Source organism: Nocardia carnea (genome assembly GCF_029868855.1).
Lineage (GTDB): Bacteria > Actinomycetota > Actinomycetes > Mycobacteriales > Mycobacteriaceae > Nocardia > Nocardia carnea_A.
Genome location: NZ_JARWOV010000095.1, coordinates 1 through 18,969 on the forward strand (window position 1 = coordinate 1; position 18,969 = coordinate 18,969).

Sequence of the window (18,969 nt, forward strand, 5' to 3'; positions counted from 1 at the left end):
GGGGGGGGGGGGCCCCCCGGGGGGGTGGCGCGGGGGGGGGGGTGTGCTTTGGGTTGGTGTTTTGTTTTAAACCCGTGGTTTTACCGGCCCCCCGACCCGCGCCGCCGGAGGCGGCGCCATGAACAGAGAGGCTCGTCGTGACCAACTCCGTGATTGTCGCCGGTGCACGTACCCCGGTCGGCCGGCTGCTGGGCGGCCTGAAGGATTTCAGCGGTTCGGCTCTCGGCGGTGTCGCGATCGCGGGTGCGCTGGAGAAGGCCGGTGTCCGTGGCGACCAGGTCGACTACGTGATCATGGGGCAGGTGCTCACCGCGGGCGCGGGGCAGATTCCGGCGCGGCAGGCCGCGGTCGCCGGCGGTATCCCGATGGATGTTCCGGCGCTGACCCTGAACAAGGTGTGCCTGTCCGGTATCAACGCCATCGCGCTGGCGGATCAGCTGATCCGGGCGGGGGAGTACGAGATCGTGGTCGCCGGCGGTCAGGAATCGATGAGCCGGGCCCCCCATATGCTCGAGAAGAGCCGGGAGGGGTTCAAGTACGGCGATGTGACGCTGCGCGACCATATGGCCTACGACGGCCTGCACGATATTTTCACCGATCAGGCGATGGGCGCGCTCACCGAGCAGCGCAACGACACCGACCCGATCACTCGCGCCGATCAGGATGCCTTCGCCGCGGCCTCGCATCAGCGGGCGGCCGCCGCGTGGAAGAACGGGGTGTTCGACGACGAGGTGGTGCCGGTCGAGGTGCCGCAGCGTAAGGGCGACCCGGTGCTGTTCCGGCAGGACGAGGGAATCCGCGCCGATACGACCACGGAGTCGCTGTCGAAGCTGCGGCCCTCGTTCAGTAAGAACGGCACGATCACGGCGGGTTCGGCGTCGCAGATTTCCGACGGTGCTGCGGCGGTCGTGGTGATGAGCAAGGCCAAGGCCCAGGAGCTCGGGCTGAGCTGGATCGCCGAGATCGGCGCCGCCGGTGTCGTGGCCGGGCCGGATTCGACGCTGCAGGACCAGCCGGCCAATGCCATCGCCAAGGCGTGCGCCAAGGAGGGCATCGCACCGGCCGATCTGGACCTGGTGGAGATCAACGAAGCGTTCGCGGCGGTGGGTATCGCCTCGACCCGCAAGCTCGGGATCGACCCGGCGAAGGTCAATGTGAACGGTGGCGCCATCGCCATCGGGCATCCGCTCGGGATGTCGGGCGCGCGGATCGTGCTGCATCTGGCACTGGAGCTGAAGCGGCGCGGCGGCGGGGTCGGTGCGGCGGCGCTGTGCGGTGGCGGTGGCCAGGGTGATGCGCTGATCGTCCGGGTGTGAGCGCCCGGTATGACCGGTTGGACCGGTGTGACCGGTTCGACTACGACGTGGTGTAGTGGCTAGGGCACAATGGTGCGCATGAACTTTCTTGGTCTGCGCACCACTGCCGGCAGGTTCCGTTTCTTCGCCGTGCTCGAGGCGTTGTCCTGGCTGGGCCTGTTGACCGGAATGGCGTTCAAATACCTACCGGAAGAGGGCAACGAGATCGGTGTGAAGATCTTCGGCCCGGTGCACGGTGGCGTATTCGTTCTGTTCGTGCTGGTCGCACTCCTGGCCTCGCGCGAGTTCGAATGGAACTGGAAGACCACCGTGCTGGCGCTGCTGTCCAGCATCCCGCCGTTCTTCACCGTGCTGTTCGAGGTGTGGGCCGTACGTACCGGCAAATTCGACCAGCAGGGCGTGTCCGGCACCGAGTCCCCGAAGACCCTCGCTGCCTCGTCGTGACAGACTGGATGCTGTGACTCGACCAGCATCACGCCGTCCTTCACCAGCCGTAGCCGCCGCCATGTCCGGGGCGGTGGATCTGTCCGCCCTGAAACAGCCGCCCGCGGGTGCGGCGGCTGCGGCCGGTGACCATACGGTCACCGAGGCGGATTTCGAGACCAAGGTCCTGCGCCGCTCCATGCAGGTGCCGGTAGTGGTGGCGCTGTACTCGCAGCGCAGCCCCGGCAGCATCGAACTTGTGCAGCTGCTGGAGCGGCTCCTCAGCGAGGCGAACGGCACCTGGGATCTTGCTGCCATCGAAGCCGAGAACAACATGCGGATCGCGCAGGCGTTCGGTGTCCAGGGCATCCCCACGGTGATCGCCGTCGCGGGTGGCCAGCCGCTCGCGGACTTCCAGGGCGGACAGCCCGAAGAGCAGGTCCGGCAGTGGCTCGCGGCAGTTGTCCAGGCGGTGGAAGGCAAGCTCGAAGGTGATCCGGGTAGCGAAGCGCCGGAGCCACCCGCCGACCCTCGATTCTCCGCCGCCGAAGCCCTGCTGGAGCAGGGCGATTTCGCGGGTGCGGAATCGGCCTACGAATCGATTCTGTCCCAGGAACCGGGCAATGCCGAGGCCAAGGCCGCGCTGCGCCAGGTCAAGTTCCTCGGGCGAGCCCAGCAGTTGCCGGAAACGGCGATCGCGACCGCGGACGCGGATCCGGGCAATGTGGCGGCCGCGCTGGACGCCGCCGATGTGGAGATGTTCCAGCAGCAACCCGAGGCGGCGTTCGACCGGTTGATCGGTCTGATCAAACGGACTTCGGGCGATGAACGGGCCACCCTGCGCACTCGGCTGGTGGAGCTGTTCGAGCTGTTCGACCAGGCGGAGCCCTTCGTGGTCGCGGCCCGGCGCAAGCTGGCGACTGCCTTGTACTGACGTCGTGGACGGCGGTATCGGCTCGTTGCGTCGTTCCGACGCGATCGGGTGAGGGCCGGTCGGCGACGCCCGGCCCGCAGGCACACCGGCATATCGGGCACACGCGCCGCCGCTCCGCCCGGCCCGAGCCGGTGTCGACCTTCCGGGCCGATCTGGACGGTGCGCTACCGGCGTGAGGTATCGCCGGATCGGATCGAGGTCGGTCAGCGGACGCGCCCCTGCGTCACGCGGTTCCGATAGGCATGCTCCGACAGGTCTACCGGCGGATAGTGGATCGCCTGTCCTGGATCGGTCCGGAGACTCTGCCACTCCGGGTACGCGGGTCAGTGCCGCTGGACCAGCCAGATCACGCTGAGCGGGCCGACGGTGAGCCCGGCGGATGCGGGGCGGTCGTGCAGCGGAGCGGGCTCGGCGTGGACGACGCCGAGGTTTCCGGCGCCGGTTCCGCCGTATTCGAGGGCGTCGGTATTCAGGATTTCGAGCCAGTCGCCGGGCAGCGGCAGCCCGATCCGGTAATCGGTGTAGGTGTTCCCGGAAAAATTGCAGACGCAGGCGACGACGCCGCCGTCGGCGCCGTGCCGGAGGAAGGCCAGCACATTGGAGTCGCGGTCGTCGCTGCTGATCCAGGAATGGCCGCCGGGGGTGGTGTCCTGGCTCCACAGTGCCGGGTGTTCGCGGTAGACGCGGTTGAGGTCGGCGACCAGTAACTGGACACCGCGGTGCAGTGGGTTGTCCAGTTCGTGCCAGTCGAGACTGTGATCGTGCCACCATTCGCGATAGTGGCCGAACTCCTGACCCATGAACAGCAACTGTTTACCGGGATGGGCCCACATGTAGGCGAGTAGCGCGCGGACGCCGCCGGCTTTGGCGAACTCGTCGCCGGGCATCCGGGTCCACAGGGTGCCCTTGCCGTGCACGACCTCGTCGTGACTGATGGGCAGCACGTAGTTCTCGCTCCACGCGTACATCAGCGAGAAGGTGATCTCATTGTGGTGCCAGGTGCGGTGCACGGGGTCTCGGCTCAGATAGCCGAGCGTGTCGTGCATCCAGCCCATATTCCATTTCATCGTGAAACCCAGGCCGCCGACCTCGGTCGCCCGGGTGACACCGGGCCAGGTGGTGGATTCCTCGGCGATCGTGAGCACACCCGGATACGAGCCGTGCAGGCTCTCGTTCAGTTCGGACAGGAAGTCGACCGCCTCCAGGTTCTCCCGGCCGCCGTGGATATTCGGCTCCCACCCGCCGTCCGGGCGGCCGTAGTCCAGGTAGAGCATGGCGGCGACCGCGTCGACCCGCAGCCCGTCGATATGGAACTCCTCGATCCAGTAGCGGGCGTTGGCGACCAGGAAGTTGCGGACCTCGGGACGGCCGTAGTCGAAAACATAGGTTCCCCACGCGGGTTGCTCACCGCGGCGGGGGTCGGGATGTTCGTAGAGCGCAGTGCCGTCGAATCGGGCAAGTGCCCAGGCGTCGCGCGGGAAATGACCCGGAACCCAGTCGAGGATCACGCCGATCCCGTCGGCATGCAGGTGGTCGACGAAGGCACGGAAATCGTCCGGGTCGCCGAATCGCGCGGTGGGAGCGTAGTAGGAGGTGACTTGATAGCCCCAGGAGCCGCCGAAGGGATGCTCGGCTATCGGCAGCAGTTCCACATGGGTGAAGCCGAGGCGGCGCACGTATTCGCTGAGTTGCCCGGCGAGTTCGCGGTAGCCCAGGCCCGGCCGCCACGAGGCGAGGTGCACTTCGAACACACTCAGCGGCGCCCGCGCCGGATCGGTGTGGGTCCGGCGGGTCAGCCAGTGCTGATCCGTCCAGGTGTGCCGGGTCTGCGCGACGACGGACGCGGTGGCCGGGGGGAGTTCGGTGGCGAACGCGAGCGGGTCGGCATGGTCGGCGACGCGGCCGTCGGCACCGTACACGCGGTACTTGTAGCGGTCACCGGGTGCGGCGCCGGGTACGAAAACCTCCCAGACACCCGAATTGCCGAGGGCGCGCATCGGCCAGGTGCCGCCCTGCCAGTGGTCGAAATCGCCGAAAACGGTGACGCCGCGGGCGTTGGGCGCCCACACCGCGAACGACACCCCGGTGACTTCACCGTCCAGGCCCGGATACCGGCGCGGATGCGCGCCCAGCGCCTCCCACAACCGACGATGGCGGCCCTCGCCGATCAGATGCAGGTCGAGATCGCCGAGCGTCGGCAGATAGCGGTAGCCGTCGGCGAGCACCGTGGCCGGGTGATGCGGATAGACGGTGACGACCCGGTAGTCCAGCAGTTCGGGATAGGGGAGGGTACCGCCGAAGACACCGTGGCCCAGCGCATCCAGCCCGTGGTCGGCACCGCCCACCCGGATCGACACCGATTCCGCCTCCGGCCGCAACACCCGCACGATCGTGCCGTCCGGGGCCGGATGGGCGCCCAGCACGGTGTGCGGATCGGAATGGCTGCCCGCGGCCAGCAGCAGCAGATCGCGCGGGTTCACCGCAGCGTCCGCCGGTAGGCCAGGCCGGCCCGGGCGTGATGCGGCACCGGCGGCAGGGCGATGACGTGTGCGACCGCGCGCGCCGGGTCCAACCGGATGTAGTTGGTCTGGGCCCAGTGGTACTGCTCGCCACCGATCTCGTCGTCGACCACCGGATGGTCGTGCCATTCGCGGCCGATGGCGGGCAGGTCCAGGGAGAGCATGCCCTGTTCGGCGGTGAACGGGTTCAGGTTCACCACCACCAGGACGGCGTCCCCGGTCGCCGGGTCGATCTTCGAGTATGCCAGCAGGTTGTCGTTGTCGATGTAGTGGAAATGCAGGCAGCGCAGTTGTCGCAGCGCGGGGTGGCGCCGGCGGATTTCGTTGAGCCTGGTCAGCCAGGGTTCCAGGGATTCGCCACGGGCCCGGGCCGCCGCGAACGAGCGTGGACGGAGTTCGTACTTCTCCGAATCCAGGTACTCCTCGCTGCCCGGGCGCACGGGTTGGTGTTCGTAGAGCTCGTAGCCCGAGTACACGCCCCAGCTCGGGGCGAGGGTGGCGGCGAGGACCGCGCGAATCGCGAACATGCCCGGGCCGCCGTGCTGGAGGCTTTCGTGCAGGATATCCGGGGTGTTGACGAACAGGTTGGGGCGCGCCTCGTCCGCTTTCGCGGCGAGTTCGCGGCCGAACTCGGTCAGTTCGTGCTTATGGGTGCGCCAGGTGAAATAGGTGTAGGACTGGCTGAAACCGCGCCGCGCCAGACCGTACAGGCGGGCCGGATAGGTGAAGGCCTCCGACAGCAGCACCACATCCGGGTGGGTCCGGCGGACCGCGGCGATCAGCCACTCCCAGAAATCCGCCGGTTTGGTGTGCGGGTTGTCGACCCGGAAGATCTTCACTCCCAGCCCGATCCAATACCGCACCACTCGCAGGACCTCCGCGTACAGGCCGTCGGGGTCGTTGTCGAAATCGAGGGGGTAGATGTCCTGGTACTTCTTCGGCGGGTTCTCCGCGTAGGCGATCGTGCCGTCCGGCAGGGTTGTGAACCATTCGGGATGCTCGGTGACCCACGGGTGATCGGGGGCGCACTGTAGCGCCAGGTCCAGGGCCACCTCGAGCCCGAGATCGGCGGCGGCACGGACGAACGCGACGAAATCGGACTCGGTGCCGAGCTCCGGGTGGAAGGCGTCGTGCCCGCCCTCGGCCGCGCCGATGGCCCACGGAGAACCCACATCGCCGGGGCCGGCTGTGAGGGCGTTGTTGCGGCCCTTGCGGTTCACCCGGCCGATCGGATGGATCGGCGGCAGGTAGACGACATCGAAACCCATGGCCGCGATCCGGGGCAGCTCTGCGGCCGCAGTGGCGAAGGTGCCGTGGACGGGGTTGCCGTCGCCGTCGCGGCCGCCGGTCGAGCGGGGAAAGAACTCGTACCAGGCGCCGGTGAGCGCGCGGGGCCGTTCCACCAGCACCGAGAACTGCGGGCCGCGGGTCACCAGATCTCGCAGTGGGTTCGCGCGCAGGATCTCGGCCACCTCGTCGGTGAACGCGGGCGCGACCCGGGCGGGCAGCGGGTCCGTGCCGCGCAGTGCCGCCGCTACCGCCCGCAGCCGCTCGAACTGCTTCTTACCGACCGCCTGCGCCGCCCGGTCGAACAGGCGCGCCCCGCTCTCCAGATCATTGGCCAGATCGGCCGCGCTCTGGCCGACCGCCAGTTTCGCCTCGACCGCCGTCCGCCAGGTCGCGATCGAATCGGCCCAGCCCTCCACCCGGTAATGCCACAGTCCGGGCCGATCGGGGCTGAAGATGCCGTTGAACACGTCGGGTTCGTAGTCGGGAGTCATCGGGACCCGGACGGACCGCGTCGACCCCGGTGCGCGGACCGCCAGGCTTGCGCCTACGCAACCGTGGCCGTCGCGCCATACGACGGCCCGCACCGGGAACACTTCCCCGACCACCGCCTTCGCCGGATATCCTCCGGGGATATGCGGGGCGGTGTCATCGATGGCGATGCGGCCGGTCATCCACACCACACTATTTGCGCCGCCCCCAGTGGCGTGGGTTCGGGGGCCCCATTGGTCTCGGACCCGCTCGGTAACGATCATGAATCGTGTCCGTTCGCCATCGGGCGCAGGGCGAGGTGGGGCCAGTGCGCGAGATCGTCGAGCATCTGTCTGTCGTGGGTGGCCACGATCACCGCCGCGGGGGTTTCCGCGAGGGCCGCGGTGAGTTCGTCGACCAGGGATATCGACAGATGGTTCGTGGGTTCGTCGCAGATCAGGACCATGGGGCGGAAGGCCAGCTGGATGGCGAGGTGAAGCCTGCGCTGCTGGCCTTGGGACAGCCGCCCCACAGACGTGTGGCGTGACTGTTTTTCCAGCAGACCGGTCGCGGTCAACGGAATCGGGTCGACGTCGTGGTGCAGCTCGAAACTCCTGATATGGCGGTCGTAGAGCTGCTGTGCCGTGAGTTCGGGGTCCCAGGCCGGAACCTCCTGGTCGATCCGGACGATCCGGGCCGCGCTGTGATGGTGGACGCTACCGGTGGACGGTTCGAGCTCACCGGCCAATATGGCGAGCAGAGTGGACTTTCCGGCACCGTTGTGGCCGGTGACCAGTAGCCGATCGCCCGCCGCCAGGGTCAGACCGACAGGCGAATGCAGCCGCCCCGCCACGGTCACCTCCGCGCAGTGCAGCAGCGGGGTTCCGGGCCGGACGGTGAGCTCGGGGAAACGAAGCCGGAGTGGGGGTTCCGGCACGGTCACGGTATGGGCGTCGAGGTCGGCTCGGCGCCGGTTCAACGCCTGCACCAGACCCGGGCTGCGGGACTGCCGCTGATGTTTGCCGTGCCCTTTGTCGGGCCGCCAGCCGGTGCTGAGCCGGTCGCGGGCGGTCGCGACGGCCTCGCGCAGGCGGGCGCGTTCGGCGAGCTGGTCGGAGTACTCGTTCTCCCAGCTCTCCCGGGCCCGCCGCCGGCCCTCCTGCCAGCCGGTGTAGCCGCCGGTGAACAGCTGCGGGCGCCCGTCCCGGCTCGGGTCCAGGTCGAGGAACTCCGTGGCGATATCGCGCAGCAGCGCGCGGTCGTGACTGACCACGGCGAGTCCACCGGATCGGGCGCGCAGGCGGTCGGTCAGGAATGCCAGCCCGTCGCGGTCGAGATGATTGGTCGGCTCGTCCAGCAGCAGGATGTCGTGGGCCGCGCCGAGCAGGCATGCCAGCCGGACCCGGTAACGCTGCCCCACCGACAGCGTGGCCAGCGGGTGCTCCCGGTCGCTGCACGCGTGCAGCGCCGACAGACAGATATCGACCCGCCGCTCGGCATCCCAGGCATCGAGCCGGGTCGCGGCGTCCAGCGCCGCCGCGTACGCATCATCGGCGCCGCGGGCGCCGGCGGCGAGGGCGTCGGTCGCGGTGTCGAGGTCCCGGAGGGCACGCAGGGCCGGTTCGATGGTTTCGGCGACCAGAGTCCTCACGGTCTCGCCGGTGCGGAACGGGACGGCCTGGCGAGCCATCCCGATGGTGCCGACCCGGGCCACCGAGCCGCTGTCGGGCTGCCGTAGCCCGGCCAGAACATGCAACAGAGTGGTTTTGCCCCGTCCGTTCTCACCGACGACGGCGAGCCGCGAACGAGCGGACACGGTGACGGAGACATCGGTGAGAACCGGGCGCGACCCGAGGGTCACGTGTACGGACGTCGCCCGGATATGGGCATGCGCGCCGGCCGGCAGGGCATCCGGCGAGAGGTCCGCCGGCAGCGGACCGGGTGTGGACGGTCCGCTGTGGTCGGAGTGGGAAACAGAGAGAGGAGAAAGAGACACTGAAGCTCCGCGGCTCGGGAAGGGAGCCGGGACAGCGCAACGACACCGCCCGGCACGACAGCTCGGACGGCGGCTTCAGGAGAACGTCGGAATTCCGGTCGCCGCCGTCAGCGGCGCGACCAGGGCTTCATCGACACAGCACAGGAGATCACGACCGAAACGATATTGAAGACGCCGCTCGGCCGGCAATGTGTTTTCCACCGCGCCGCTTTCTCGCTGTTGCCTGTTGCTTCGATTCCACGGGGTGCGCTCCCTGGTGAGCGCCGGATACGCAGGCCGGGCGATCGAAGCCGTACCGCTGCCCGTAGTCGGCGGCGAACCCGCAGCGTGCCACCGGCCTTCCAGTGGGCTGCCACCTACACGACGGCCGAGCGGGTCACGAGCGAGGACGCCCGGGCCTGACACGCCCATCGCAGTGCTCGGGCCCGGTGCGCTTCCGAGAGAGATCAGGAACCGCGGCCGTACGCCCGGGTATGGCGAGCGCGGGCTCCCGCTGTGGGCGTCATAAGGCGCTCACCCGGCAAGGTCCGCCGGGTTCCGGGTGACCCTCTCGCAACCGTCCGAACGCGACCAGCGGCGGTGCCGGATCAAGGGGGGCCGAAACCTGCGCGCCCCCGGCGCGCCAGAATTACAGCATGAAGGCACTGCGTCGGTTCACCGTCCGCGCCCATCTGCCGGAGCGTTTGGCCGCGCTGGGCGAATTGTCGACCAATCTGCGCTGGTCGTGGCATGGTCCGACGCAGGATGTATTCGCCGCCCTGGACCCACTGCGGTGGGCGGAGATCGGCCACGATCCGGTGCGGATGCTGCAGGAGGTGCCGGCCGGCCGGCTGGCCGAACTCGCCGACGACGCCGAGTATTGCGCGCTGCTGGATACGGCGGCCGCGGATCTGCGGGACTACCTGGATCGGCCCGGGGCGGATTTCGAGGTGGGGGGAATCGCGTACTTCTCGATGGAATTCGGGGTCACCGAAGTGCTGCCGAACTACTCCGGCGGCCTCGGGATCCTGGCCGGGGATCATCTGAAGGCCGCCTCGGATCTCGGCCTTCCGCTGATCGCGGTCGGGCTGCTGTACCGGTCGGGCTATTTCCGGCAATCGCTGACCGCCGACGGCTGGCAGGTCGAACGCTATCCCGCGCTGGACCCGCAGGGGTTGCCACTGCGGCCGTTGACCGCGGACGGTTCGCCGGTTCTGGTGCATGTGGCGATGCCGGATCGCCGGGTGCTGGCGGCGCGGGTGTGGATCGCGCAGGTGGGCCGGGTTCCGCTGCTGCTGTTGGATTCCGATATCGCCGGGAACGACCCGGATCTGCGAGCTGTGACCGACCGGCTCTACAGCGGCGACCAGGGCCATCGGATCGAACAGGAGATTCTGGCCGGTATCGGGGGTGTGCGGGCGGTGCGCGCATACACCGCGGCGGCCGGTCTCCCGGATCCGGAGGTTTTCCATATGAACGAGGGCCACGCGGGTTTCCTCGGGCTCGAACGCGTTCGCGAATATCTCGCCGCCGGGCACGATTTCGATACCGCACTGGCCGCGGTGCGGGCCGGGACGGTGTTCACCACCCACACCCCGGTTCCCGCCGGTATCGACCGATTCCCGGTATCGCTGGTGCATCGGTACTTCGGGGGGTCGTCGGGGGAAGCGGATTCGCCGTTGCTGCCCGGTATCGGGGTGGACCGGATCGTGGGGCTGGGCCGGGAAGCCGATCCGTCGGTGTTCAACATGGCGCATATGGGGTTGCGTCTCGCGCAGCGCGCCAACGGCGTATCGAGGCTGCACGGGGAGGTGAGCCGGGATATGTTCGACCCGCTGTGGCCCGGTTTCGACACCGCCGAGGTACCGATCGGTTCGGTGACCAACGGTGTGCACGCTCCCACCTGGGCAGCGCGGGAATGGAGCGAGCTGCTGGACGATCTCGACGGGCCGGGCGGGTGGGCGAAGCTGGGTGAACTGGCGCCGGAACGGCTGTGGGAGGTCCGCAACAATCTGCGCACGGCCCTGGTCGGGGAGGTGCGCCGGCGGCTGCGTGAGTCGTGGTTGCAGCGTGGTGCCGCCGAAGCAGAATTGTCCTGGGTGCGCGACGTTTTCGACCCGCAAGTGCTCACTGTCGGATTCGCGCGGCGAGTTCCCACCTACAAACGGTTGACCCTGATGTTGCGCGACCCGCAGCGGCTGCGCGATCTGCTCCTGGATCCGGACCGTCCGGTGCAGCTGGTGGTGGCAGGTAAGAGTCACCCGGCCGACGAAGGCGGTAAGGCGCTCATCCAGCAGCTGGTGCGTTTCGCCGACGACCCGGCCGTCCGGCACCGGATCGTTTTCCTGCCCGATTACGACATGTCCATGGCCCGGTACCTGTATTGGGGTTGTGATGTGTGGCTGAACAATCCCCTGCGACCTCTCGAGGCCTGTGGAACCTCGGGTATGAAATCGGCGCTCAACGGCGGCCTGAACCTGTCCATCCGGGACGGCTGGTGGGACGAGATGTTCGACGGCGAGAACGGCTGGGCCATCCCGTCCGCCGACGGTGTCGACGAAGAACGTCGCGACGATCTGGAGGCCGGCGCGCTCTACGAACTGATGGAACGCACCGTCGCTCCCCGGTTCTACGATCGCGATACGCACGGCCTGCCGGTGCGCTGGCTCGAGATGGTGCGTCACACGCTGTGCACGCTCGGCCCGAAAGTGCAGGCCGACCGGATGGTGCGCGACTATGCGCAGCAGTACTACATGCCTGCCGCCGCGGCGTTCCGGCAGGCCACCGAATCGGACCTGCGCGGAGCGCGCGAGATCGCGGAGTACCGGAACCGGGTGACACAGGCCTGGTCGCGGGTGCGCGTGCTCCAGGCCGAGGCGACCGGTCTGCCCGAGTCCCCGGTACCCGGTGCGCCGCTGGCGCTGACCGCGCGCGTGGACCTGGGCGGGCTTACACCACAGGATGTGGTGGTGCAGGTGGTGCTGGGCCGGGTCTCGGCCGACGACGAGCTGTTCGACACCACCGTCGCCACGATGTCCTCGACCGGCCGGGAGACACCGGAATCCACCGTCGAGGTGTTCACAGTCGAAACGCCCATACCGCTGCCGGGCTCGGTCGGCTACACGGTTCGCGCGCTACCCACCCACGAACTGTTGTCCTCGCCCGCGGAGCTGGGTTTGGTCGCGAACGCGTGAGCCGTGCCGTGGGCTCGGCGCGGGTGCGGTGCGACTTCGGTTCGTAACAAGTTTCCGATACCGTTCCACTGGCGCTGACCTGCGTCGTACCGCACCGGGGTGGGCGGCAACCGCCGGGACGGAGTTTCGCTAGCCGACTGGAGATGCCATGGCCACAGGTCTTCTGACCCGGACTCGCGGACGGGTGGATACGTTCTTCGGAATCGGGATCCACGGCTCGACCGTGCGGCGCGAGTTGATGGCGGGGACCGTGACGTTCCTGGCGATGTGCTACGTCCTCGCGGTCAACCCGGCCATCCTCGGCGATCAGGGCGACCTCGGCGCGCAGGGTATCCCCACCCAGGCGGTGTTCACCGCGACAGCAGTGGCGGCGGTAGTGGGTTCGCTGGTGATGGGGTTGTGGGCGCGGTATCCGATCGCGCTTGCCCCCGGGATGGGTTTGAACGCGTTCTTCGCCTACTCGGTGGTGCTCGGGATGGGGATCCCGTGGCAGGTCGCATTATCTGGCACGCTGCTGTCCGGTGTGATCTTCTTCGTGCTCGCGATCACCAAGATCCGCGAGAAGATCCTGAACGCGATCCCGTTGCAGTTGAAACTGGCCGTCGCGGCCGGTGTGGGGACCTTCGTCGCGTTCCTGGGGCTGAAGAACGCGGGCATCGTGGTGGAGGATCCGGCAACGCTGGTCGGGCTCGGTGATTTCACCCAGGGCGCCACGGTGCTGGCGCTGTTCGGGCTCGTGCTCACCGTCGTCTTCCTGGTCCGTGGCTGGCACGGCGCGGTGCTGTACGGCATTGTCGCGACCGCGGTGCTCGGCATGCTCACCGGTCTGGTGGATATCCCCGACGGGGTGGTCTCCGTGCCGCAGGGCCTGGATCAGACCTTCGGGCAGGCGCTGGTCCATCTGCCCGACGCGTTCACCGCGCAGATGGCGGTGGTGGTGCTGACCATGCTGTTCGTGGATTTCTTCGATGCGTCCGGGACGCTGATCGGGGTCGCGAACCAGGCGGGGCTGCTGAACGCGAAGGGTGAGTTGCCGCGGGCGTCGAGTGCGTTGTCGGCCGATGCGGTGGGCACGATGGCGGGTGCGGTGATCGGAACCTCCACTACCACCGCCTATGTGGAATCGACGGCCGGTGTCTCGGCGGGCGGGCGGACCGGGCTCACCGCGGTGGTGACCGCCGCCTGGTTCGCGGTCGCCATGTTCTTCTTCCCGATATTCGCCGTGGTGGCGGGTTCGGGTGCGGTGACCGCGGCGGCGCTGATCGTGGTCGGGGTGCTGATGGCGCGTTCACTAGGCGATATCGACTGGAGCCGTTTGGAGTTCGCGGTTCCGGCGTTCATCACGATCATCATGATGCCGCTGACATATTCGATCGCCAACGGCCTGGCCATGGGGATGATCTTCTACCCGGTGGTGATGGTGGCGCGCGGCCGGTTCCGGGAAGTGCATCCGGTGATGTGGGTGCTGACCGTGGTTTTCCTCGCGTACTTCTTCCTGCTCGCGGAATAGCCCGAAACATGGCAAGGTTAGGCTAACCTGGCCGCGTGGTTGTCCGGAGTTCGTCTCCCCGGCTGGGCAACTGCGACAACGAGGGGTTCCCATGACTGCCTATACGACGCTCGAACGCGCCGCCGACACAACGACCCAGGGTGCGTCCACATCCGGCGATACCGGTCTGCTGATCCTGCGGCTGGTTTTCGGTCTGTTGTTCGCCGCCCACGGCGCACAGAAACTGTTCGGCTGGTTCGGTGGCGAGGGCTTGGCAGCGAACAATGCGGGTTTCGAGAAGATGGGATTCGAGCCGGGCAGTGTGTTCGGCACGGTGGCGGGGCTGAGCGAATTCGTGGGTGGTCTGCTGCTCGCGCTGGGTGCGTTCACCCCGCTGGCGGCGGCGATCGTGCTGGGTACCGGGATCGTCATCGTCGACACCGGATTCAGCAAAGGCCTGTTGGGCGGCTACGAGATGGGCCTGTTGTTCGCGGTGGTCGCTTTGGCGGTCGCGTTCACCGGGCCCGGACGATTCTCGGTGGACAACGGTCGTCCCTGGGCGCGCACCGGCCTGACCTGGGGTGCGATCTCGGTGGTCACGGCGGTGGTGGCGGCATTGGTCACGCTGGTCGGTAAAGCGGTGTTGTAGCAGCGCGGAATAGCCTGTGCCGCGCCTGGGTTGGGACCGACTGGCGACGGAATCGGACCTCGGTCCGTTTGTTTCCGTGGCTAACTACTTGTCACTGAACGAGGGGATCCCATGACCATCGACTCGACGCTCGACCGCACCGGTTCGCCTACGATCCGAGACCAGGCTCTGGCAACCGATATCGGGCTGCTCTTCTTCCGCCTGGTCTTCGGTCTGTTGTTCGCCGCCCACGGCGCACAGAAACTGTTCGGCTGGTTCGGCGGTCCCGGACTGGAGGCCAACAACGCCGGATTCGAACAGATGGGCTACAACCCGGGCAGTTTCTTCGGCACCCTGGCCGGACTCAGCGAATTGGCCGGCGGACTCCTGCTCGCCCTGGGGGCGCTGTCACCGCTGGGTGCGGCAATCGTGCTGGGCACTTCCATCGTCATCATCCACACCACCTTCAGCGGTGGCCTGCTCACCGGACAGGGCTACGAAATGGGACTGCTGTTCGCCACGGTGGCAGCAGCGCTGGCCTTCACCGGGCCCGGGAGGTTCTCGGTGGACTACCACCGGCCGTGGGCCCGCAGCGGGCTGGTCTGGGGTGTCACCGCAGTGGTGGCCGCCGTTGTCACCGCGATGATCACGCTCGTTCTCAAAGGCGTGCTGTGATTCGACGCCGGTAGCGAATCAGACCGTTGCGGCGGCGTCCAGGCGATGCAGGGCCTTCAGCACGACTTCCGGGTCGGCGGTTTCCCAGTACGGGGGCAGCGAGGCACGGAGGTAGCCGCCGTAGCGGGCGGTGGCGAGGCGGGGATCCAGGATGGCCACGACGCCGCGATCGTCCACGCTGCGCAGCAGGCGCCCGGTGCCCTGGGCCAGCAGGAGAGCGGCGTGACTGGCGGCGACGGTGAGAAAGCCGTTCCCGCCGCGGGATTCGACCGCCCGCTGGCGGGCGGCCAGGAGTGGGTCATCGGGGCGGGGGAAGGGGATCCGGTCCAGGATCACCAGGCTCAGCGACGGCCCGGGGACATCGACACCCTGCCACAGGGAAAGGGTGCCGAACAGCGAGGTCTCCGGGTCGTCGGCGAATTTGCGCACGAGGGCGCCGGTGGAATCCTCGCCCTGGCACAGGATCGGTGTCTTCAGCCGGGAACGCAGAGCTTCGGTAGCCGATTTCGCGGCCCGCATGGACGAGAAAAGCCCCAGCGTTCGCCCGCCCGCGGCCGATACCAGCCGTTCGATTTCGTCGAGATAGGCCGGGGGCAGCCCGTCGCGGCCCGGGGCGGGAAGGTGTTTCGCGACGTAGAGAATCCCGGATTTCGCGTGGTCGAACGGCGAGCCCACGTCCAGTGAGGACCAGCGAACGGTATCGGTGTCCGCGGGGGCCTCTCCGCCGTTGGCCAGCGCGGGGTCTACCCTGCCGCCGGTTTCCGGGGGCAGGCCCCACGTGCGGGCCAGGCCGTCGAAGGTGCCGCCGATCTGCAGGGTCGCCGAGGTCAGGATGACCGTTGCCGTTCCGAACAACTGGTTGCGCAGCAATCCGCCGACGGCAAGCGGTGCCATCCGCAGTGAGCGGCGGGTGACGCCGCGGATCTCGTCGGCCGACAGCCACACCACATCGCGGCGCGCCGCCGGATCGGGTTCGTCGAAAGCGGTGAGTGCGCGGACCGCGCTGTCGTGGATCTCCTCCACCGCGGCCACGGCCATGTTGCGGCCGGCGGCGGCCTCGGGATCGGACCCCGGCGCGGTGGAACCCTGCGGGTTGAGCGCGGTGCGCGCGTTCCAGGCGGCATCCCGGATGAGAGCGAGCACCTGGCCGATCCCATCGGGCAGTGCCTCCCAGCGACTCGGGCCGAGCTCCTCGAGAGCGCCGTGCCAGGCTTCGGCGGCCGCCTCCAGCCGGTCGACCTCCTGCTCGTCGATGAGCTTGGCGCAGCGCCGGGCGGCGGCGCTGATGGCCGTCGCCGACAGCTCGGCGGTAGCCACGCCGGTGACCCGGTCGACCAGTTCGTGCGCCTCGTCCACGACCACCACATCGTGTTCCGGCAGCACCTGGATACCGCTGATGGCGTCGATGGCCAGCAGTGCGTGGTTGGTGACGACCACATCGGCCTGTGCGGATTCCGCGCGGGCGCGTTCGGCGAAACAATCCTGACCGAACGGACAGCGAGATTTACCCAGGCATTCCCGCGACGAGACACTGACCTGCCGCCAGGCGCGGTCGCTGACCCCGGGCGCGAGTTCGTCGCGGTCGCCGGTATCGGTATCGGAGGCCCATTCGTTGAGCCGTTTCACCTCGCGGCCCAGCCGCGAGACCGCGAAAGCGTCGAACAGTTCCGCTTCGGCGGGCTCGTCCGGGACGGCACTGTTGATTTTGTTCAGGCAGAGATAGTTGTTGCGGCCCTTGAGGATCGCGAATTCCGGCGTCCGCCCGAGCGGTTTCGTCAGGGCCTGGGCCAGCCGTGGCAGATCCCGGTCCACCAGCTGCCGCTGCAGGGCGATGGTCGCGGTGGAGACCACCACCGTGCGCCCGGTCCGGACCGCGTGCCGCAGGCTGGGTACCAGGTACGCGAGGGATTTGCCGGTGCCCGTACCGGCCTGGACCGCGAGATGGCGTTTGGTCTCGATGGCATCGTCCACCGCGGCCACCATGGTCATCTGACCAGGGCGCTCCTTACCGCCGAGTGCGGATACGGCGGTCGCCAGCAGGGTCGATACGGGCGGGAGTTCGGGCACTCGGGCAGCCTACTGCGCCCCACCGACACCCGTGCGCGGAGTCGCGAACCGGGCGGTCCGCCGCGGCGTCGAGTGGCGTGTGTCGCCCTTCACAGTGATCTTACTCGGCAGTAAGGTCGGATCATGGCGTGGAAACCCGATCAGATGCCCGACCAGCGCGGGCGCACTTTTGTCGTCACCGGGGCCAACGGTGGCCTCGGTGCCGAAACCACCAAGGTCCTGGCCGGTAAGGGGGCCACCGTGGTGATGGCCTGCCGGAACACCGAAAAGGCCCGCGAGGTGGCCGACGCCATCGGCGGCGATCTCGAGGTCCGCCGGCTCGACCTGGCCGACCTGTCCTCGATCCGCGAATTCGCCGAGACCACCGGCGAATTCGATGTACTCGTCAACAACGCGGGCCTGATGAATGTGCCGTTCTCGCGCACCGTGGACGGTTTCGAGACGCAATTCGGCGTGAACCACCTCGGGCATTTCGCGCTCACCGGGCTGCTGCTGGACCGGATGCGCGACCGGGTGGTGACCCTGGCGAGCATCGCCCACAAGCAGACCCCCAAGCTGTGGATCGACGACCTGAACTACGAGAACCGGCGCTACCAGCGCAACCTAGCCTACGCGCAGGCCAAACTGTCCAACCTGATGTTCGCGCGCGAATTACAGCGCCGGCTGGCGGCGGCGGGCTCACCGAAGCGGTCCTACGGGGTCCACCCCGGGGTATCGGCCACCGAGTTGTTCACCCGCACCGAAACCCCACTCGACCTGATCAGCAAACCGGTGATCCGGCTGGTCGGGCATTCGCCCGCGAAGGCGGCGCATTCCACCCTGTTCGCGGCGACGATGCCGGATGCCGATCCGCAGACCTACTGGGGGCCGACCCGGCTGTTCCAGTCCCAAGGCCCGGTGGCGGCCTCTCCGTCGACCCGGCTGTCGAAGAACACGGACCTGTGGCGGCGGCTGTGGGCGGAATCGGAGCGGATGACCGGGGTCGTGTACGACCTCTGACCGGCACCGACGGCGGTCCCGCGACACGTACCTCACACTACGTACGGTGTAGTAGACGGGTACCGTGGTAGCCGTGTCCGCAACACCTCGCCATACCGTGCACCGCCCGGCCCTGATCGTCCTGGCAGTGGTACTCGCGGTGGCCGCGGTGGCGCTGGGCTGGTGGCAGTGGGAGCGGTTCTCCTCGGCAAGCGGTACGGCGCAGAATCTCGGCTATGCGTTGCAGTGGCCGCTGTTCGGTGCTTTCGCGTTGTTCGCCTACTTCCGCTTCGTGCGGTTGGAACAGGAAGCCGGGGCGGAGGACGCCCTGGGCGCGCCCAGCGGCGAACCCGCGAATCAGGCCACCGAAGACTCGCCGGGCACACCCGGCGAGCCGGGACCGATGGCCGCCACCGGCGCCGAACCGGCCGGCAGCGGCGGATCGGCACGGTCCGGCCGCCGTGGCACCGGCGCTGTCCGGGAACCGCGCGAGATTCCGGCCGGAATCCTGCCCGAACGGCCCCGAGCCGCCCGCGACACCGACCCGGTGCTCGCCGAATACAACAGCTACCTCGCCCGGTTGAACGCCGGCGACCAGGCGGGCGTCGACGCCCGCGATCCCGAGAGGAGCGCCGGTTGACCGCCAGCGAGAAAACCACCGTCGCCACCGAGCCTGCCCGGCCCGCCGGAGACCGCAAGATCGCGGGTGCACTCCTGCGTTACCGTGCGCTCGCCTGGATCACCGGCCTGTGGCTGCTGCTGCTCACCGCCGAGATGATCGCGCAGTACGGGTTCGGCGTCGATACCCCGAGGTGGATCGCACTGGTACACGGCTGGGCGTATTTCATCTACCTGATCCTGACCGCCGACCTCGCGGTCAAGGTCCGCTGGCCGATCAAACGCACCATCGGCACCCTGCTGGCGGGCACGATCCCGCTGCTGTCGTTCTTCGTGGAGCACCGCAACACCCAGCAGGTCAAACGCGACTTCGGGGTCTGATCACGTCCTGCGGC

14 protein-coding genes are annotated in these 18,969 nt (G+C 68.3%); 10 read left to right on the top strand and 4 right to left on the bottom strand.

Going from position 1 to position 18,969, the window contains the following annotated elements:
• Positions 1-137 precede the first annotated feature (137 nt).
• From QH195_RS08875 to QH195_RS08885, 3 genes are all read left to right on the top strand, one after another.
• Positions 138-1,316 (top strand): acetyl-CoA C-acetyltransferase, encoded by a 1,179-nt coding sequence (locus QH195_RS08875; protein WP_280434996.1) that lies wholly within the window; start codon positions 138-140, stop codon positions 1,314-1,316.
• Positions 1,317-1,394: 78 nt separating this feature from the next.
• The gene (locus QH195_RS08880; RefSeq protein ID WP_280422402.1) at positions 1,395-1,760 is read left to right on the top strand and encodes a DUF3817 domain-containing protein; all 366 of its coding nucleotides are present in this window, start codon (positions 1,395-1,397) and stop codon (positions 1,758-1,760) included.
• 61 nt (positions 1,761-1,821) lie between these two features.
• Positions 1,822-2,673, top strand: coding sequence for a tetratricopeptide repeat protein (locus QH195_RS08885; protein WP_280435012.1), 852 nt, complete (start codon positions 1,822-1,824; stop codon positions 2,671-2,673).
• A gap of 323 nt (positions 2,674-2,996) precedes the next feature.
• Here QH195_RS08885 and glgB read toward each other — a convergent pair whose 3' ends face one another.
• The 3 genes from glgB to QH195_RS08900 all read right to left on the bottom strand — a co-directional run bounded on the left by glgB (position 2,997) and on the right by QH195_RS08900 (position 8,883).
• Entirely contained in the window at positions 2,997-5,153 is a 2,157-nt protein-coding gene (gene glgB / locus QH195_RS08890; RefSeq protein WP_280434997.1) for a 1,4-alpha-glucan branching protein GlgB, read from the bottom strand.
• On the bottom strand, positions 5,150-7,153 hold the full coding sequence (locus tag QH195_RS08895) for an alpha-1,4-glucan--maltose-1-phosphate maltosyltransferase (protein WP_280434998.1): 2,004 nt from the start codon (positions 7,151-7,153) through the stop codon (positions 5,150-5,152). Before QH195_RS08895 ends, glgB begins: the two co-directional genes overlap by 4 nt.
• 77 nt (positions 7,154-7,230) lie before the next feature.
• Positions 7,231-8,883: an ABC-F family ATP-binding cassette domain-containing protein gene (locus QH195_RS08900; protein ID WP_348536806.1), complete on the bottom strand. Its 1,653-nt coding sequence runs from the start codon at positions 8,881-8,883 to the stop codon at positions 7,231-7,233.
• Positions 8,884-9,581: 698 nt separating this feature from the next.
• Between QH195_RS08900 and glgP the strand changes: the two genes are divergently transcribed.
• The 4 genes from glgP (at position 9,582) to QH195_RS08920 (ending at position 14,911) form a co-directional block, all read left to right on the top strand.
• A complete protein-coding gene (gene glgP / locus QH195_RS08905) occupies positions 9,582-12,119 on the top strand; it encodes an alpha-glucan family phosphorylase (protein WP_280434999.1) in 2,538 nt (845 codons plus the stop codon).
• A gap of 148 nt (positions 12,120-12,267) precedes the next feature.
• Positions 12,268-13,629, top strand: coding sequence for an NCS2 family permease (locus QH195_RS08910; RefSeq protein WP_280422398.1), 1,362 nt, complete (start codon positions 12,268-12,270; stop codon positions 13,627-13,629).
• Between the two features lie 91 nt (positions 13,630-13,720).
• The gene (locus QH195_RS08915; RefSeq protein ID WP_280435000.1) at positions 13,721-14,257 is read left to right on the top strand and encodes a DoxX family protein; all 537 of its coding nucleotides are present in this window, start codon (positions 13,721-13,723) and stop codon (positions 14,255-14,257) included.
• Between the two features lie 111 nt (positions 14,258-14,368).
• A complete protein-coding gene (locus QH195_RS08920; protein WP_280435001.1) occupies positions 14,369-14,911 on the top strand; it encodes a DoxX family protein in 543 nt (180 codons plus the stop codon).
• An 18-nt stretch (positions 14,912-14,929) separates the two neighbouring features.
• Here QH195_RS08920 and QH195_RS08925 read toward each other — a convergent pair whose 3' ends face one another.
• Complete coding sequence (locus tag QH195_RS08925; RefSeq protein ID WP_280435002.1) at positions 14,930-16,978, bottom strand: ATP-dependent DNA helicase; 2,049 nt, start codon at positions 16,976-16,978, stop codon at positions 14,930-14,932.
• A 123-nt stretch (positions 16,979-17,101) separates the two neighbouring features.
• On the opposite strand from QH195_RS08925, the gene QH195_RS08930 reads away from it, so the two are divergent.
• The 3 genes from QH195_RS08930 to QH195_RS08940 all read left to right on the top strand — a co-directional run bounded on the left by QH195_RS08930 (position 17,102) and on the right by QH195_RS08940 (position 18,955).
• On the top strand, positions 17,102-17,977 hold the full coding sequence (locus tag QH195_RS08930; RefSeq protein ID WP_280435003.1) for an oxidoreductase: 876 nt from the start codon (positions 17,102-17,104) through the stop codon (positions 17,975-17,977).
• Between the two features lie 73 nt (positions 17,978-18,050).
• On the top strand, positions 18,051-18,596 hold the full coding sequence (locus tag QH195_RS08935) for a transcriptional regulator (protein ID WP_280435004.1): 546 nt from the start codon (positions 18,051-18,053) through the stop codon (positions 18,594-18,596).
• Entirely contained in the window at positions 18,593-18,955 is a 363-nt protein-coding gene (locus QH195_RS08940) for a DUF3817 domain-containing protein (protein ID WP_280422393.1), read from the top strand. The genes QH195_RS08935 and QH195_RS08940 overlap by 4 nt, the downstream gene beginning before the upstream one ends.
• The last annotated feature ends 14 nt before the right edge of the window (positions 18,956-18,969 follow it).

What these genes read in the sequence shown, in the direction of transcription:
- glgP (WP_280434999.1), top strand. Translation starts at nt 9,582, where the DNA reads ATGAAGGCACTGCGTCGGTTCACCGTCCGCGCCCATCTGCCGGAGCGT.
- QH195_RS08930 (WP_280435003.1), top strand. Translation starts at nt 17,102, where the DNA reads ATGGCGTGGAAACCCGATCAGATGCCCGACCAGCGCGGGCGCACTTTT.
- QH195_RS08885 (WP_280435012.1), top strand. Translation starts at nt 1,822, where the DNA reads ATGTCCGGGGCGGTGGATCTGTCCGCCCTGAAACAGCCGCCCGCGGGT.
- QH195_RS08895 (WP_280434998.1), bottom strand. Translation starts at nt 7,153, where the DNA reads ATGACCGGCCGCATCGCCATCGATGACACCGCCCCGCATATCCCCGGA.
- QH195_RS08880 (WP_280422402.1), top strand. Translation starts at nt 1,395, where the DNA reads ATGAACTTTCTTGGTCTGCGCACCACTGCCGGCAGGTTCCGTTTCTTC.
- QH195_RS08910 (WP_280422398.1), top strand. Translation starts at nt 12,268, where the DNA reads ATGGCCACAGGTCTTCTGACCCGGACTCGCGGACGGGTGGATACGTTC.
- QH195_RS08920 (WP_280435001.1), top strand. Translation starts at nt 14,369, where the DNA reads ATGACCATCGACTCGACGCTCGACCGCACCGGTTCGCCTACGATCCGA.
- QH195_RS08915 (WP_280435000.1), top strand. Translation starts at nt 13,721, where the DNA reads ATGACTGCCTATACGACGCTCGAACGCGCCGCCGACACAACGACCCAG.